This window comes from Streptomyces griseus subsp. griseus, from assembly GCF_003610995.1.
In the GTDB taxonomy this organism is placed as follows: Bacteria; Actinomycetota; Actinomycetes; order Streptomycetales; family Streptomycetaceae; genus Streptomyces.
Genome location: NZ_CP032543.1, coordinates 2,848,222 through 2,863,402, shown reverse-complemented (window position 1 = coordinate 2,863,402; position 15,181 = coordinate 2,848,222). Strand labels below are relative to the sequence as shown.

The following is a 15,181-nucleotide window of genomic DNA, read 5'->3' as shown; positions in this document are numbered from 1 at the left end:
CGTCGGCCGGGGCCTCAGTCCGCGTCGGTCTCCTGGACCGGCGCGGCCGGGGCCTCCGCCGGGCGGAGCTTCATCCAGACCAGGAAGAACAGGCCGAGCGCCAGCATCGCCAGGCCGGTCCACAGGTTGATGTGGACGCCCTCGGCCTTCTTCAGGTCGGCGTCGGACGGGCTGATCCCGGCGATGGTGACGATCACGCCGTAGACCACGAACAGGCCGCCGATGATCCGCCGGATGTCGAAGAGCCGGGCCGCGGTCGCGGACTTGCGCTCCAGTTCGGAGACTTCCTTGTGCAGGTCGGACATGGTGGGTTCCTCCGATCGGAAGTGTCAGAACGAGTACGGGACGTAACACAGGGCGGCGAGCACGATCGCGCCCCAGCCGAGCAGCGCGGGCTTGCGGTACCAGGCCTTGTCGGCCTCCTCCAGCGCCTCGTCGGGGTCGGGGGAGACGGTCCCGTACACCAGACCGGCCAGCTCCGCGTCGGGCTTCGGCGCGGTGAAGAGCGTGACGAGGACCATGACGACGGCCCCGGCGACGAACCCGACGATCGCGGAGACGAAGTTGGCGCCCTGGTCGGACGGGATGTCGATGACCCCGCCCTTGTAGATCCAGAAGTAGTTGACCATCGCGGCGCCGGTCCCCGCGACCAGCCCCCAGACACCGGACTTCATGGAAGCGCGCTTCCAGAACATACCGATGATGAAGACGACGAACATGGGCACGTTGAAGAACGAGAACAGCGTCTGCAGGTAGCTCATGATGTTCGAGAAGCTCGCCGCGATGAACGCCGTACCGATCGAGGCCAGCACACCGATCGCCGTGATCAGCCGGCCGAACCTCAGGTAGTACGTGTCCGGCTTGTCCTTCACCACGTACCGCTGCCAGATGTCGGTGGTGAACACCGTGTTGAACGAGGACACGTTGGCCGCCATGCCCGCCATGAACGCGGCGAGCAGACCGGTCACCGCGATGCCGAGCACGCCGTTGGGCAGCAGCTCCTGCATCAGCAGCGGGATCGCGTCGTTGTACGTGAGGTCCGAGTCCGGGGTGCCGATCTGCGGCACGATCACGGCCGCGACGAGGCCCGGGATCATCACCGCGAAGACGATGAAGATCTTCGGGAAGGCGGCGATCAGCGGGGTGCGCTTGGCGGCGGAGAGGTTCTTCGCGGAGAGGGCGCGCTGCACCTCGGCGAAGTTCGTCGTCCAGTAGCCGAAGGAGAGCACGAAGCCGAGGCCGAGGATGATCGTCAGCCAGTTGGCGCCCAGCGGGTTGGCGTCACCGATGCCGGTGCCACCCCAGGCCGTCATGAAGTCGCCGCCGTGCTGCTTGGTCAGCGACTCGCTCATCGCGTCCCAGCCGCCGACCCGCTTGAGGCCCAGCACGGTGATCGGGATCAGCGCGGCGAGGATGACGAAGAACTGGAGCACCTCGTTGTAGATCGCCGAGGAGAGCCCGCCGATGGTGATGTAGACCAGCACGAACAGGCCCGCGACGACGATCGCGACCCACTGCGGCCAGCCCAGGAGCGCCTCCACGACGATCGACAGGGCGTAGAGGTTGACGCCCGCGATGAGGATCGCCGCGAAGGCGAAGAGTATGGAGCTCAGCAGGTGGGCGGACTTGTCGAACCGCTGGAGCAGGAACTCCGGTACGGAGCGCACCTTGGAGCGGTAGTAGAACGGCATCATCACCAGGCCGAGGAAGACCATGGCGGGGATGGCGCCGATCCAGTACCAGTGGACCACCGCTACGCCGTACTGCGCGCCGGTCGCCGCCATGCCGAGGATCTCGGTGGCCCCGAGATTGGCCGCGACGAAGGCGAGACCGGTCACCCAGGCGGGCAGGGACCGTCCGGAGAGGAAGAAGTCGAGGCTCGTCCTCACACTGGCGCGGGCCATGAAGCCGATGCCGAGGACGACGACGAAGTAGATCGCCAGGATGGCGTAGTCGAGCCCGTTCGTGGGGAGACGGAGCCCTTCGGCCAGTGTCTGCATGGGGGGTACTCGCTTCGTTGCGCGAACTGAACCCGAGGGAACTTACGCCTCTGTGTTCGTTAAATGAACAGTTTCGTTGGGGTTCTTTGTTCGATCGTGATCGAGGGTGGGGGAATGTCCGGGTATGCCATACGGAAGGCGTGCGCATGGTCCGCAGCGGTGGCGGCCATTGACGAGGGTGTTCGTTTGTGATTTGTTATGTGCGTTTATGTTGGTTGGGGGAACGGGTGGAGGACCCTGGTGAAGAAGACGGTTACGCGTCTGGCCGACGGCCGTGAGCTGATCTACTACGACTCCGCGGACGGCGCCGTCCGCGACGCCGTCGACCGGCGCCCCCTCGACGCCGTGTCGACCTCCTCGGAGATCCGCCGTGACCCGCTGCTCGGCGACGCGGTCGCCGTCGCCTCGCACCGCCAGGCCCGCACCTACCACCCGCCCGCCGACGCCTGCCCCCTCTGCCCCACCCGGGACGGCCGCCTCAGCGAGATCCCCGACAGCCACTACGACGTCGCCGTCTTCGAGAACCGCTTCCCCTCCCTCGCCGGCGACTCCGGCCGCTGCGAGGTCGTCTGCTTCACCTCCGACCACGACGCGTCCTTCGCCGACCTCACCGAGGAGCAGGCCGCGCTCGTCCTCGCCGCCTGGACCGACCGCACCGCCGCGCTCTCCGCCCTCGACCAGGTCACCCAGGTCTTCTGCTTCGAGAACCGCGGCGCCGAGATCGGCGTCACCCTCGGCCATCCGCACGGCCAGATCTACGGCTACCCCTTCGTCACCCCGCGCACCGAGCTGATGCTCCGCTCGGCCGCCCGCCACCGCGAGGAGACCGGCGGGAACCTCTTCGACGACGTGGTCGCCCGCGAGGAGAAGGAGGGCACCCGGGTCGTCCTCGCCACGGACCACTGGATCGCCTACGTCCCGTACGCGGCGCACTGGCCCTACGAGGTCCACCTTCACCCCCGCCGCCGCGTCCCCGACCTGCCCGCACTCGACGAGGCCGCCCGGACGGAGTTCCCCCAGGTCTATCTGGAACTCTTGAGGCGCTTCGACCGGATCTTCGGACCCGGCGAGCCGCCGACCCCGTACATCTCCGCCTGGCACCAGGCACCGTTCGGGGTGGACGGCCGGGAGGACTTCGCCCTGCATCTGGAGCTTTTCACCATTCGCCGGACCTCCGGCAAGCTGAAGTTCCTCGCGGGTTCCGAATCCGGCATGAGTGTGTTCATCAACGACGTGCCGCCGGAAGCTGCGGCCGAGCGACTGCGAGAGGTAGCGAGCGAATGAGCGAGCCGAAGAAGTACCTGGTCACCGGCGGGGCCGGATACGTCGGCAGTGTCGTGGCCCAGCACCTGCTGGAGGCCGGGCACACGGTCACCGTCCTGGACGACCTCTCCACCGGCTTCCGGGTAGGCGTCCCGGCCGGCGCCACCTTCATCGAGGGCCGCATCCAGGACGCCGCCCGCCACCTGGACCCCTCCTACGACGGGGTCCTCCACTTCGCCGCGTACTCCCAGGTCGGCGAGTCCGTCGTGGACCCGGAGAAATACTGGGTCAACAACGTCGGCGGCACCACCGCCCTCCTCGCCGCGATGCGCGAACACGGCGTGCGCACCCTCGTCTTCTCCTCCACCGCCGCCACCTACGGCGAGCCGGTCTCCACCCCCATCACCGAGACCGACCCCACCGCCCCCACCAGCCCGTACGGCGCCTCCAAGCTCGCCGTCGACCACATGATCAGCGGCGAGGCGACCGCCCACGGCCTGGCCGCCGTCTCACTGCGCTACTTCAACGTGGCCGGGGCGTACGGAAGGTGCGGCGAACGCCACACCCCCGAGTCCCACCTCATCCCGCTCGTCCTCCAAGTGGCCCTGGGCAAGCGGGAGTCGATCTCCGTCTACGGCGACGACTACCCCACCCCCGACGGCACCTGCGTCCGCGACTACATCCATGTCGCCGACCTGGCCGAGGCCCACCTCCTCGCCCTGACCGCCGCCGCCCCCGGCGAGCACCTCATCTGCAACCTCGGCAACGGCAACGGCTTCTCGGTCCGCGAGGTCATCGAGACCGTCCGCAAGGTCACCGGCCACCCGATTCCCGAGACCCCGGCCCCGCGCCGAGGCGGCGACCCGGCCGTCCTCGTCGCCTCCGCCGCCACCGCCGTCGAACGCCTCGGCTGGCAGCCGTCCCGCGCCGACCTGGCCGGAATCGTCGCCGACGCCTGGGAGTTCGCCCGCCGAGAGGAGACCACCACCCCATGACCGAGACCGTCGCGCGGACCGGGCCCGACCCCGCCGCCACCTTCACCGAGCTGTACGGGGCCGCACCCCACGGCATATGGGCGGCACCCGGACGGGTGAACCTCATCGGCGAGTACACCGACTTCAACGACGGCTTCGTCATGCCGCTCGCCCTCCCGCACACCGCCCGCGCCGCCGTCGCCCCGCGCGCCGACGGCATCCTGCGGCTGTACTCCACCGACGTGCCCGGCGGCGTCGTCTCCCTGCGCGTCGAGGAGCTGGCCCCGCACTCCGGCCACGGCTGGGCCGCCTACCCGGCGGGCGTGGTCTGGGCGCTGCGCGAGGCCGGCCACCCGGTCACCGGGGCCGACATCGCGCTCACCTCCACCGTCCCCACCGGCGCCGGGCTCTCCTCCTCCGCCGCCCTGGAGACCGTCACGGCGCTGGCGCTCAACGACCTGTTCCAACTCGGCCTGAGCGGACCGGAACTGGCCGTCATCGGGCGTCGCGCCGAGAACGACTTCGTCGGCGTGCCCTGCGGGATCATGGACCAGATGGCGTCGGCCTGCTGCACCGAGGGCCACGCCCTGCACCTGGACACCCGCGACCTCAGCCTGCGCCAGGTCCCCTTCGACCTGGCCGCCCAGGGCCTCACGCTCCTGGTCGTCGACACCCGGGTCAAGCACGCGCTCGGCGACGGGGCGTACGCGGAGCGCCGGGCCGGCTGCGAGGAGGGCGCCCGGCTCCTCGGGATACCCACCCTGCGCGACCTCCCGTACGACGGTCTCGACGCGGCCCTGACCACCCTCGCGGACGCCGGGGCGGACGAGTCCGTCATCCGTTACGTACGCCATGTCGTCGGCGACAACCGCCGGGTGGAGCAGGTCATCGCCCTGCTGGACGCGGGCGACGTGCGGGCGGCCGGACCGGTCCTGGACGAGGGCCACCGCTCGCTCCGCGACGACCTGCGGGTCTCCTGCCCCGAGCTGGACCTGGCGGTCGCGGCGGCACGGGAGGCCGGGGCGCTCGGAGCGCGCATGACCGGCGGCGGCTTCGGCGGCTCGGCGATCGTGCTGGTGGAGGCGGCGGAGGCCGACGCGGTGGCGGAGGCCGTCACGAAGGCGTTCGCCGGGGCCGGGCACGCGGCGCCGGGCATCTTCGCTGCCGTCCCGTCGGCGGGAGCGCGCCGGCTGAGCTGAACCGGCTCACGCCTCCCGAGCTGAACCGGCTCACGCCGGCTGAGCTGAACCGCTTTACGGGCAGGGGCTGTTCAGAGCTGCTTGGTGAGGATGAACTCGGTGACGCCGGGCGGGTATTCCTCGACCCGGCCGATCTCCTCGTACCCCTGCTTCCGGTAGAAGTCCGGGGCCTGGAAGTCCCAGGTCTCCAGCCGGGAGCGGGTGCAGGCCCGCTCGGTGCGGGCCACCCGCTCGGCCTCGGCGAGGAGTTGGGAGCCGAGGCCGGAGCCGCGGTGGCGGGCGTCGACCCAGAGCAGTTCGACATGGAGCCAGTACGCCCAGGTCCGCCCGGTCAGCCCGCCGGCGACCGCGCCGTGCTCGTCCAGCGCCCAGACCTCCAGCGGGGTTTCGTGCTCGGCGGAGGTGGAGAGCAGGGCGCGCAGGGCGGGCGACGCCGCCCTGTTGTCCTCGCGCAGACGCCCGCTCAGCAGAGTGCGACGTTCTTTGTCTACTTCTGTCTCAAGACGGAACATGAACCCCACCATAAACACCCAGGTGCCCACCCCGGGCCACCAGTTCCGCGAATCGCCTCCCCCCTCCGGCCCCCGCCCGTACGCTGATCCCAGCACCGGTGGGGGCCGGTGCCGAATCAGGGGGCGAGAGAGTCGGGTACGGCGCCCGGAGCGGGGTGGCAGGCGGTGCATACGACGGCGGTCGGAGCACCACGGGCCACCCGGAAGGCAGGCCACGGGCCCGCCGGAAGATCCAGGCGCCGTACCCGCAGCTGTCCGCCCCCGCCGATGGGGGTCTCTCTGTGGCTCGAATCCGGGTTCTGGTGGTCGACGACCACCGCATCTTCGCCGAATCGCTCGCGGCGGCCCTCGCGGCCGAACCGGACGTGGACGTGGCGGCGGCGGGCAGCGGCCCGGCCGCGCTGCGCGCACTGGAGCGCGCGACCGCCGAGGCGCGCCCGTACGACGTGATCCTGGTCGACGCCGAGCTGGGCGCCCTGGCCACCGGCGGCGCCCCGGCGCTCCCCGGGCCCCGGCCGGAGGAGCAGGCCCTCGTCGACGGGATCTCGCTGGTCGCCCAGGTCCGCGCGGCCCGGCCCGGCGTCCGCTCGGTGGTGCTCGCGGAGAAGGACGACCCGCGCAGCGCCGCCCGGGCGCTCCAGGCGGGCGCTTCGGGGTGGGTGGCCAAGGACTGCTCGCTGCAACGGCTGCTGACGGTGATCCGGGGCGTGCTGCGCGACGAGACCCATCTGCCGCCGGCCCTGCTGACCGGGGTCCTGCGGGAGCTGACGGCGACCCGCAAGCACCGCACCGAGAGCGAACAGCTGGTGGAGTCGCTGACGCCGCGCGAGCGTGAGGTGCTGCGCTGCATGGTGGCGGGGCTGGGGCGGAAGGCGGTCGCGGAGCGGCTGTTCCTCTCCCCGCACACGGTCCGTACGCATATGCAGAACGTGCTGGGCAAGCTCGGGGTGCACTCGACGCTGGCCGCCGTGGCGCTCGCCCGGCGGGCCGGGGTGGGCCCGGCGGAGCCGGTAACGGTCCGGCTAGCCGGGGATGTTGTCGAACGGGGCAGTCAACTGGCGTAGCAGCCCGGCCAGTTCACCACGCTGGTGGCGGGAGAGCTCACCGAGGATGGCCCGCTCCTGGTCGAGGAGCCCGGCCAGCGACTGGTCGGCCTTGTCGCGCCCCTCGGCGGTCAGCCGGACCAGGACGCCGCGCCGGTCGCTGGGGTCGGGGAGCCGCTCCACCAGGTTCTTCTTGGTGAGCCGGTCGATGCGGTTGGTCATCGTGCCCGAGGTGACCAGGGTCTGGGTCAGCAGCTGCCCCGGGGAGAGCTGGTAGGGGGCACCGGCCCGGCGCAGGGAGGTCAGTACGTCGAACTCCCACGGCTCCAGGTTGTGCTCGGCGAACGCTATGCGGCGGGCCCGGTCGAGGTGGCGCGCCAGGCGGGAGACGCGACTGAGCACCTCGAGCGGTTCCACGTCGAGGTCGGGGCGCTCCCGGCGCCATGCTGCGACCAGTCGGTCGACCTCGTCCTCCATGTGGATCAGTGTAGAGGGTCTGTCGACATGAAGTCTCTTGAATTCAAGTGTCTTGACATCAAGATATTGTGAGCGTGATCCTGTTTCCCATGACATCCACGCCGCCATCCACGCCCGACCCCACCTGGGACCCGCAGCAGTACCTGCGCCACGCGGACCACCGCACCCGCCCCTTCCACGACCTGCTGGCCCGGATCGGCGACCTCCCCGGCCACCCCGCACCCCGCATCGCCGACCTCGGCTGCGGCGCCGGGAACGTCACCGCCCTCCTCGCCGACCGCTGGCCCCAGGCCCGCATCACCGGCTACGACACCTCCCCGCAGATGCTCGCAGAGGCCGCCGCCCACGCCCGCCCGCCCCTCCTCGACTTCGCCCGGGCCGACGCCGCCACCTGGACGCCCACCGAGACGTACGGCCTGATCGTCTCCACCTCCGCGCTCCAGTGGATCCCCGGCCACGCCGCGTACTTCCCCCGCTGGATCGACGCCCTCGCCCCCGGCGGCACCCTCGCCTTCCAGGTCCCCGGCAACTTCACCGCCCCCAGCCACACCCTCCTGGCCCGCCTCCGCGACTCCGACCGCTGGCGCCCCCGCCTCCACGGCACCGGTGACCGCACCGCCGCCGTCCTGGACCCCACCGACTACCTCACCCGCCTCCGGGACCTGGGCTGCACCGCGGACGTCTGGGAGACCACCTACCTCCAGACCCTGCACGGCGACGACGCGGTCCTGGACTGGGTCAAGGGCACCGCCCTGCGCCCCGTCCTCACCGCCCTGGCCGACGACCCCGACGCCCGCGACGCGTTCCTCACCGACTACCGCGACCTGCTGCGGGAGGCGTACCCGCCGGGCCCGTACGGCACGGTCTTCCCGTTCCGCCGCATCTTCGCCGTGGCCCGCAAGGAGACGTCATGACCGATCGGGTGGGCCTCGCCGCCGTCGACCACGTCCAGCTCGCCGCCCCGCCCGGCTCCGAGGACGCCCTGCGCGCCTTCTACGCCGACGCCCTGGGCATGACCGAGATCCCGAAACCCCCGGTACTGGCCGCCCGCGGCGGCTGCTGGTTCGCCGCCGGCCCCGTCCAGCTGCACCTGGGCATCGAGAAGGACTTCCACCCCGCGAAGAAGGCCCACCCGGGCCTGCGCGTGACAGGGATCGAGGGGTACGCGGCCCGCCTGGAGGCCCACGGCGTGGAGGTCACCTGGGACGGCGCCCTCCCCGGCCACCGCCGCTTCTACGCCCACGACCCGGCGGGCAACCGCCTGGAATTCCTGGAGCCGGACGCCGTGTGAGGCGCTCCGGAGCTCCTTGAGCGCGTCCGCCGAGATGCCGATGTCCACGGGCCTCGGAGCCGGGGGAGACGACTTCCACGGCGAGGAGGTGTATCCGCCCTGCGGGGGCACCGGCCGGGGGAGCTGTGCGCGGTCGTCGGCCCGGCGGTCATGGTTCCTCGCAGGGGCGGGATCCTCTGCCCTGCCGACCACACCACGGCGGGACAACCGTGGCCGTCCTCACGGCGGGTGACGGAGTGCGAACGGGTTCGAGGATCAGCTCTTCCGGTGCCCTATCAGCCGCGGCTTCGACTCCAGGTTCTCCAGCCCGTGCCAGCACAGATTGACCAGGTGCGCCGCGACCTCCGCCTTCTTCGGCTTGCGGACGTCCAGCCACCACTGGCCGGTCAGCGCCACCATCCCCACCAGCGCCTGCGCGTACAGCGGGGCCAGCTTCGGGTCGAAGCCCCTGGCCTTGAACTCCAGCCCCAGGATGTCCTCCACCTGCGTGGCGATATCGCTGATCAGGGAGGCGAACGTGCCCGTCGACTGCGCCACCGGGGAGTCCCGGACCAGGATCCGGAAACCGTCCGTGTACGACTCGATGTAGTCCAGCAGCGCGAACGCCGCCTGCTCCAGCAGCTCGCGCGGATGGCCCGCCGTGAGCGCCCCCGTCACCATGTCCAGCAGCTGGCGCATCTCGCGGTCGACGACCACCGCGTACAGGCCCTCCTTGCCGCCGAAGTGCTCGTACACCACCGGCTTGGAGACCCCGGCGCGGGCCGCGATCTCCTCCACCGACGTACCCTCGAACCCCTTGTCGGCGAAGAGGGCACGGCCGATGTCCAGCAGCTGCTCGCGGCGCTCCTTGCCGGTCATGCGGACGCGCCGGGCCCGCCGGGAGGAGGTGGGTCTGCTCTTCTCGCTGCTGCCGTCGGTCGCCACGTCGTCAATCATGCCGGGTCGGCCGGTACGGGCGTGCGCCGGGCATCGATACGGGCCGCGTCCGGCCACCGCACGTCGGACGCCCACCCCAGCTGCTCGAACCAGCGGATCAACCGGGCGCTGGAGTCGATCTGCCCCCGCATCACCCCGTGCCGCGCGCTCGTCGGGTCCGCGTGGTGCAGGTTGTGCCACGACTCGCCGCACGACAGCACCGCCAGCCACCACACGTTCCCCGAACGGTCACGGGACTTGAAGGGGCGCTTGCCGACCGCGTGGCAGATCGAGTTGATCGACCACGTCACGTGGTGCAGCAGCGCGACCCGTACCAGCGAACCCCAGAAGAACGCCGTCGCCGCACCCCACCACGACATCGTCACCAGGCCGCCCACCAGAGGCGGGATCGCCAGGGAGACGATGGTGAAGGAGAGGAAGTGGCGCGAGATGCCCCGGATCGCCGGGTCCTTGATCAGATCGGGGGCGTACTTCTGCTGCGGGGTCTGCTCCTCGTCGAACATCCACGCGATGTGCGCCCACCACAGGCCCTTCATCAGGGCCGGCAGGCTCTCCCCGAACCGCCACGGCGAATGCGGGTCGCCCTCCGCGTCCGAGAACTTGTGGTGCTTGCGGTGATCGGCCACCCACCGCACCAGGGGCCCCTCCACCGCCAGCGAACCCATCACGGCCAGCGCGATCCGCAGCGGACGCTTCGCCTTGAACGAACCGTGCGTGAAGTACCGGTGGAAACCGATCGTGATGCCGTGGCAGCCGATGAAGTACATCGCCACCATCAGCCCGACGTCCAGCCAGCTCACCCCCCACCCCCACGCCAGCGGCACCGCCGCCACCAGGGCCACGAACGGCACCACGATGAACGCCAGCAGCGCGAACTGCTCGATCGACCTCTTCTTGTCCCCGCCCAGCGTGGCGGGGGGAAGGGAAGCGATGGCGGTGGCGGATGGGCCGGTCTCGTCGATCACATCGGGCGTGGACGGCATAGGGGAGTCCCCCGGAGGGTGAGGAAGCGGTGCTCGGACGGCCGTGGCTACGGTTCCGTAACCTACGGCTTGGTAAGTATGACAGTGACGGGACCCACAACACGAGAACCCGGTCCAGTCCGTCGTACGCGGTAGTCCGCCTGCCCGAGGGGTAGGGCACTGGGTGCCGACGCCGTTCTCCGGCCCCCGCCAGGGCTGCGGACACGCCGAAGGCGAGGACACCTATCCTGGAAGGGTCGGACAGCGCGGTCCGCACCCGCTCGTCGGGGCGTGGCGACAGCACCGCTGCCTGCCGCAGGCCCCGTAACCCGCCACGCGCCTCCCACACCCATCAGCACCGCCACGGGAGACGCCGAAGCGACGCACCTCCTCATTCACTGCAAGGAGCCGCACACTGTGAGCAGTGCCGACCAGACCCCCGCCGCCAGCCCCGAGCTGCGCGCCGACATCCGCCGCCTCGGCGACCTCCTCGGCGAGACCCTCGTACGCCAGGAAGGCCAGGAACTCCTCGACCTCGTCGAGCGGGTACGCGCCCTGACCCGCACCGACGGCGAAGCGGCGGCCGAACTCCTCGGCGACACCGACCTGGAGACCGCCGCACAGCTCGTGCGCGCCTTCTCCACCTACTTCCACCTCGCCAACGTCACCGAGCAGGTCCACCGCGCCCACGAGATGCGCGACCGCCGCGCGGCCGAGGGCGGACTCCTGGCCCGCACCGCCGACCGGCTCAAGGACGCCGACCCCGAGCACCTGCGCGCCACCGTCAAGAACCTGAACGTCCGGCCGGTCTTCACCGCCCACCCCACCGAGGCCGCCCGCCGCTCGGTCCTCAACAAGCTCCGCCGCATCGCCGAGCTGCTGGAGACCCCGGTCATCGAGGCCGACCGCCGCCGCCACGACCTCCGGCTCGCCGAGAACATCGACCTCATCTGGCAGACCGACGAACTCCGCGTCGTCCGCCCGGAGCCCGCCGACGAGGCCCGCAACGCCATCTACTACCTCGACGAACTGCACGCCAACGCCGTCGGCGACGTCCTCGAAGACCTCGCCGCCGAACTGGAGCGCGTCGGCGTCGAACTCCCCGCCGGCACCCGCCCCCTCACCTTCGGCACCTGGATCGGCGGCGACCGCGACGGCAACCCCAACGTGACCCCCGCCGTCACCTGGGACGTCCTGATCCTCCAGCACGAGCACGGCATCACCGACGCACTCGAACTCATCGACTACCTGCGCGGCCTGCTCTCCAACTCCATCCGCTACACGGGCGCCACCGACGAGCTGCTCACCTCCCTCCAGGCCGACCTGGAACGCCTCCCCGAGATCAGCCCCCGCTACAAGCGGCTGAACGCCGAGGAGCCCTACCGCCTCAAGGCCACCTGCATCCGGCAGAAGCTCGTCAACACCCGCGAGCGCCTCGCCAAGGGCACCCCCCACCGCCCCGGCTGCGACTACCTCGGCACCTCCGAGCTCCTCGCCGACCTGGCCCTCATCCAGACCTCCCTGCGCGAGCACCGCGGCGGCCTCTTCGCCGACGGCCGCATGGACCGCACCATCCGCACGCTCGCCGCGTTCGGCCTCCAGCTCGCCACCATGGACGTACGCGAACACGCCGACGCCCACCACCACGCGCTCGGCCAGCTCTTCGACCGCCTCGGCGAGGAGTCCTGGCGCTACGCCGACATGCCCCGCGACTACCGGCAGAAGCTCCTCGCCAAGGAGCTGCGCTCGCGCCGGCCACTCGCCCCCACCCCGGCCCCCCTCGACGCGGCCGGCGAGAAGACCCTCGGCGTCTTCCACACCATCAAGGAAGCCTTCGAACGCTTCGGCCCCGAAGTCATCGAGTCCTACATCATCTCGATGTGCCAGGGTGCCGACGACGTCTTCGCCGCCGCCGTCCTCGCCCGCGAGGCCGGACTCCTCGACCTCCACGCCGGCTGGGCCAAGATCGGCATCGTCCCGCTCCTGGAGACCACCGACGAGCTCAAGGCCGCCGACGTCATCCTCGACGAGATGCTCGCCGACCCCTCCTACCGCCGCCTCGTCTCGCTGCGCGGCGACGTCCAGGAGGTCATGCTCGGCTACAGCGACTCCTCCAAGTTCGGCGGCATCACCACCTCCCAGTGGGAGATCCACCGCGCCCAGCGACGCCTCCGCGACGTCGCCCACCGCTACGGCGTACGCCTGCGCCTCTTCCACGGCCGCGGCGGCACCGTCGGCCGCGGCGGCGGCCCCTCCCACGACGCGATCCTCGCCCAGCCCTGGGGAACCCTGGAGGGCGAGATCAAGGTGACCGAGCAGGGCGAGGTCATCTCCGACAAGTACCTCATCCCCGCCCTCGCCCGCGAGAACCTGGAACTGACCGTCGCGGCCACCCTCCAGGCCTCCGCCCTGCACACCGCACCCCGCCAGTCCGACGAGGCCCTCGCCCGCTGGGACGCGGCCATGGACACCGTCTCCGACGCCGCCCACAACGCCTACCGCAAGCTCGTCGAAGACCCCGACCTGCCCTCCTACTTCCTCGCCTCCACCCCGGTCGACCAGCTCGCCGACCTCCACCTGGGCTCACGGCCCTCCCGCCGCCCCGGCTCCGGCGTCTCACTCGACGGCCTCCGCGCCATCCCGTGGGTCTTCGGCTGGACCCAGTCCCGGCAGATCGTGCCCGGCTGGTTCGGCGTCGGCTCCGGCCTCAAGGCCCTGCGCGAAGCCGGACTCGACACCGTCCTCGACGAGATGCACGAGCACTGGCACTTCTTCCGCAACTTCCTCTCCAACGTGGAGATGACGCTCGCCAAGACCGACCTGCGCATCGCCCGGCACTACGTCGACACGCTCGTCCCCGACGAGCTGAAGCACGTCTTCGACGCCATCGAGGCCGAGCACGCCCTGACCGTGAGCGAAGTCCTCAAGGTCACCGGCTCCACCGAACTCCTCGGCACCAGCCCGGCGCTCCAGCAGACCTTCGCCATCCGCGACGCCTACCTGGACCCGATCTCCTACCTCCAGGTCTCCCTGCTGGCCCGCCAGCGCCAGGCCGTCGAGCGCGGCGAAGAGCCCGACCCGCTGCTCGCCCGCGCCCTGCTGCTCACCGTCAACGGTGTCGCGGCGGGCCTGCGCAACACCGGCTGAGTACGCCGTACGTCGAAGGGGCGGCCCTGCTACAGCGCGACGAACGTCGCCACCAGCAGGGCCGCCCCCGCCGTTCCGAACCCCCACGCCGTACGCGTCATCCGCATCCCACCGCCGATCACGAGCCCGGCCAGCACCATCGCCCCGCTCAGCGGCAGCCAGGCATGCAGAAAGCCCGGCACCCCCGTGCGGACCACCGCATCGGTACCGGGCTTCACCACCACCGGAAACCGGTCGCCCTCCTCCGCCGCGACCGACCGCTCCACCGTCACCCGCGCCCGCTCCGGCGACATCGCGTCCGGCTCGTACCGGCCGGTGCAGCTCTCCCGGCCGCACTCCGTCACCGTCAGCGTGCCGTGCTCACGCCCCTTGGCCAGCACGACATGGTGCGCGGTGTCCCACGACGACCACACCCCCGCGACCAGCAGCACCAGGGCCACCAGCCCCATCACCGTCCGACGGCCCACGAACGCCGCGCGCTGGGAAGAGCTCCGCTTCATGGGGGCAGATCCTTGGCCAGAGCAGAGCCCCCGGTCAACCTGCGGCCGGAAAACGCCCCACGAGCGACAGGAATGTCAGGAGTTGTGCGCGGCAGGGAAGCGCAGGTCGACGGGTTGGAGCCGTACCCGCCACGGAACGTCTGCCGGGCCTCAGGAGTGGTTACGCGTCAGGGGCGAACGCGAACAGACCGCGGCTCAGGCGTTGTACGCGCTCTGCGCCCGCTCCAGCCCCTCCGCCAGCAGACACTCCACCGAGTCCGCCGCCCGGTCCACCAGGAACGCCAGCTCCTTGCGCTCCACCGACCCGAAATCCTTCAACACGAAGTCCGCGACCTGCATCCGCCCCGGCGGCCGCCCGATCCCGAACCGCACCCGGTGATAGTCCGGACCCATCGACTTCGTCATCGACTTCAGCCCGTTGTGCCCGTTGTCCCCGCCGCCCAGCTTCAGCCGCAGCATCCCGTAGTCGATGTCCAGCTCGTCATGGACCGCCACGATGTGATCCGTCGGCACCTTGTAGAAGTCCCGCAGCGCCGTCACCGGCCCGCCCGACAGATTCATGTACGACATCGGCTTCGCCAGCACCACCCGCCGGCTCCCCGGACCCGGCGGACCGATCCGCCCCTCCACCACCTGCGCCTGCGCCTTCTGCGCCCGCTTGAACTTCCCGCCGATCCGTGTCGCCAGCAGATCGGCCACCATGAACCCGACGTTGTGCCGGTTCGCCGCGTACTCGGGGCCGGGGTTGCCGAGGCCCACGATGAGCCAGGGGTCGGTGGCGTCGGACATCAGCGCTCGGTCTCCTCGTACGGGGACAGGGGATGGCAGGCGAACGGGGCGGCGGCTCCCCGGAAGGGAACCACCACCCCGTCAGTCA

The 15,181-nt window shown here is 71.0% G+C and carries 15 protein-coding genes; 7 read left to right on the top strand and 8 right to left on the bottom strand.

Annotation, left to right across the window (positions count from 1 at the left end; genetic code table 11):
- Positions 1–14: 14 nt before the first annotated feature.
- Together D6270_RS12985 and D6270_RS12980 are read right to left on the bottom strand one after the other, a co-directional pair.
- On the bottom strand, positions 15–305 hold the full coding sequence (locus D6270_RS12985) for a hypothetical protein (protein WP_109165256.1): 291 nt from the start codon (positions 303–305) through the stop codon (positions 15–17).
- 24 nt (positions 306–329) lie between these two features.
- Positions 330–2,000, bottom strand: coding sequence for a sodium:solute symporter family protein (locus D6270_RS12980; RefSeq protein ID WP_109165257.1), 1,671 nt, complete (start codon positions 1,998–2,000; stop codon positions 330–332).
- A gap of 240 nt (positions 2,001–2,240) precedes the next feature.
- Here D6270_RS12980 and galT point away from each other — a divergent pair, with 240 nt between their 5' ends.
- The 3 genes from galT to galK are packed head-to-tail and all read left to right on the top strand — an operon-like array spanning position 2,241 to position 5,436.
- Entirely contained in the window at positions 2,241–3,284 is a 1,044-nt protein-coding gene (gene galT / locus D6270_RS12975) for a galactose-1-phosphate uridylyltransferase (RefSeq protein WP_109165258.1), read from the top strand.
- Positions 3,281–4,258, top strand: a complete 978-nt coding sequence (galE, locus tag D6270_RS12970; protein ID WP_109165259.1) for a UDP-glucose 4-epimerase GalE — start codon at positions 3,281–3,283, stop codon at positions 4,256–4,258. The genes galT and galE overlap by 4 nt, the downstream gene beginning before the upstream one ends.
- Complete coding sequence (galK, locus tag D6270_RS12965; RefSeq protein WP_109165260.1) at positions 4,255–5,436, top strand: galactokinase; 1,182 nt, start codon at positions 4,255–4,257, stop codon at positions 5,434–5,436. Before galE ends, galK begins: the two co-directional genes overlap by 4 nt.
- Positions 5,437–5,507: 71 nt before the next feature.
- On the opposite strand, the gene D6270_RS12960 is transcribed toward galK, so the two are convergent.
- The gene (locus tag D6270_RS12960; RefSeq protein ID WP_109167470.1) at positions 5,508–5,948 is read right to left on the bottom strand and encodes a GNAT family N-acetyltransferase; all 441 of its coding nucleotides are present in this window, start codon (positions 5,946–5,948) and stop codon (positions 5,508–5,510) included.
- A 281-nt stretch (positions 5,949–6,229) separates the two neighbouring features.
- Here D6270_RS12960 and D6270_RS12955 point away from each other — a divergent pair, with 281 nt between their 5' ends.
- Positions 6,230–7,012, top strand: coding sequence for a LuxR C-terminal-related transcriptional regulator (locus D6270_RS12955; protein ID WP_109165261.1), 783 nt, complete (start codon positions 6,230–6,232; stop codon positions 7,010–7,012).
- On the opposite strand, the gene D6270_RS12950 is transcribed toward D6270_RS12955, so the two are convergent.
- Positions 6,971–7,468: a MarR family winged helix-turn-helix transcriptional regulator gene (locus D6270_RS12950; RefSeq protein ID WP_084746825.1), complete on the bottom strand. Its 498-nt coding sequence runs from the start codon at positions 7,466–7,468 to the stop codon at positions 6,971–6,973. The two genes, D6270_RS12955 and D6270_RS12950, sit on opposite strands and share 42 nt — an antisense overlap.
- 89 nt (positions 7,469–7,557) lie before the next feature.
- On the opposite strand from D6270_RS12950, the gene D6270_RS12945 reads away from it, so the two are divergent.
- Together D6270_RS12945 and D6270_RS12940 are read left to right on the top strand one after the other, a co-directional pair.
- Positions 7,558–8,382, top strand: a complete 825-nt coding sequence (locus D6270_RS12945) for a trans-aconitate 2-methyltransferase (protein WP_109165262.1) — start codon at positions 7,558–7,560, stop codon at positions 8,380–8,382.
- Complete coding sequence (locus D6270_RS12940; RefSeq protein ID WP_109165263.1) at positions 8,379–8,759, top strand: VOC family protein; 381 nt, start codon at positions 8,379–8,381, stop codon at positions 8,757–8,759. Before D6270_RS12945 ends, D6270_RS12940 begins: the two co-directional genes overlap by 4 nt.
- Positions 8,760–9,014: 255 nt before the next feature.
- Here D6270_RS12940 and D6270_RS12935 read toward each other — a convergent pair whose 3' ends face one another.
- Together D6270_RS12935 and D6270_RS12930 are read right to left on the bottom strand one after the other, a co-directional pair.
- Positions 9,015–9,695: a TetR/AcrR family transcriptional regulator gene (locus D6270_RS12935; RefSeq protein ID WP_109165264.1), complete on the bottom strand. Its 681-nt coding sequence runs from the start codon at positions 9,693–9,695 to the stop codon at positions 9,015–9,017.
- Entirely contained in the window at positions 9,692–10,678 is a 987-nt protein-coding gene (locus D6270_RS12930) for an acyl-CoA desaturase (RefSeq protein WP_109165265.1), read from the bottom strand. Before D6270_RS12930 ends, D6270_RS12935 begins: the two co-directional genes overlap by 4 nt.
- A gap of 396 nt (positions 10,679–11,074) precedes the next feature.
- Here D6270_RS12930 and ppc point away from each other — a divergent pair, with 396 nt between their 5' ends.
- Positions 11,075–13,804 carry a phosphoenolpyruvate carboxylase gene (gene ppc, locus D6270_RS12925; protein WP_109165266.1) on the top strand — a complete coding sequence of 910 codons (2,730 nt, stop codon included), beginning with the start codon at positions 11,075–11,077 and terminating at the stop codon, positions 13,802–13,804.
- A 29-nt stretch (positions 13,805–13,833) separates the two neighbouring features.
- Here the strand turns inward: ppc and D6270_RS12920 are convergent, their stop codons facing one another.
- Both D6270_RS12920 and pth read right to left on the bottom strand, forming a co-directional pair.
- Complete coding sequence (locus D6270_RS12920; RefSeq protein WP_109165267.1) at positions 13,834–14,304, bottom strand: hypothetical protein; 471 nt, start codon at positions 14,302–14,304, stop codon at positions 13,834–13,836.
- Between the two features lie 195 nt (positions 14,305–14,499).
- Positions 14,500–15,093 carry an aminoacyl-tRNA hydrolase gene (gene pth / locus D6270_RS12915; protein ID WP_109165268.1) on the bottom strand — a complete coding sequence of 198 codons (594 nt, stop codon included), beginning with the start codon at positions 15,091–15,093 and terminating at the stop codon, positions 14,500–14,502.
- Between the last annotated feature and the right edge of the window lie 88 nt (positions 15,094–15,181).

Excerpts from the sequence above, each read along its gene's own strand:
- D6270_RS12985 (WP_109165256.1), bottom strand. The coding sequence starts at position 305 with ATGTCCGACCTGCACAAGGAAGTCTCCGAACTGGAGCGCAAGTCCGCG.
- D6270_RS12980 (WP_109165257.1), bottom strand. The coding sequence starts at position 2,000 with ATGCAGACACTGGCCGAAGGGCTCCGTCTCCCCACGAACGGGCTCGAC.
- galE (WP_109165259.1), top strand. The coding sequence starts at position 3,281 with ATGAGCGAGCCGAAGAAGTACCTGGTCACCGGCGGGGCCGGATACGTC.
- galK (WP_109165260.1), top strand. The coding sequence starts at position 4,255 with ATGACCGAGACCGTCGCGCGGACCGGGCCCGACCCCGCCGCCACCTTC.
- D6270_RS12960 (WP_109167470.1), bottom strand. The coding sequence starts at position 5,948 with ATGTTCCGTCTTGAGACAGAAGTAGACAAAGAACGTCGCACTCTGCTG.
- D6270_RS12950 (WP_084746825.1), bottom strand. The coding sequence starts at position 7,468 with ATGGAGGACGAGGTCGACCGACTGGTCGCAGCATGGCGCCGGGAGCGC.
- D6270_RS12945 (WP_109165262.1), top strand. The coding sequence starts at position 7,558 with ATGACATCCACGCCGCCATCCACGCCCGACCCCACCTGGGACCCGCAG.
- D6270_RS12940 (WP_109165263.1), top strand. The coding sequence starts at position 8,379 with ATGACCGATCGGGTGGGCCTCGCCGCCGTCGACCACGTCCAGCTCGCC.
- D6270_RS12935 (WP_109165264.1), bottom strand. The coding sequence starts at position 9,695 with ATGATTGACGACGTGGCGACCGACGGCAGCAGCGAGAAGAGCAGACCC.
- D6270_RS12930 (WP_109165265.1), bottom strand. The coding sequence starts at position 10,678 with ATGCCGTCCACGCCCGATGTGATCGACGAGACCGGCCCATCCGCCACC.
- D6270_RS12920 (WP_109165267.1), bottom strand. The coding sequence starts at position 14,304 with ATGAAGCGGAGCTCTTCCCAGCGCGCGGCGTTCGTGGGCCGTCGGACG.
- pth (WP_109165268.1), bottom strand. The coding sequence starts at position 15,093 with ATGTCCGACGCCACCGACCCCTGGCTCATCGTGGGCCTCGGCAACCCC.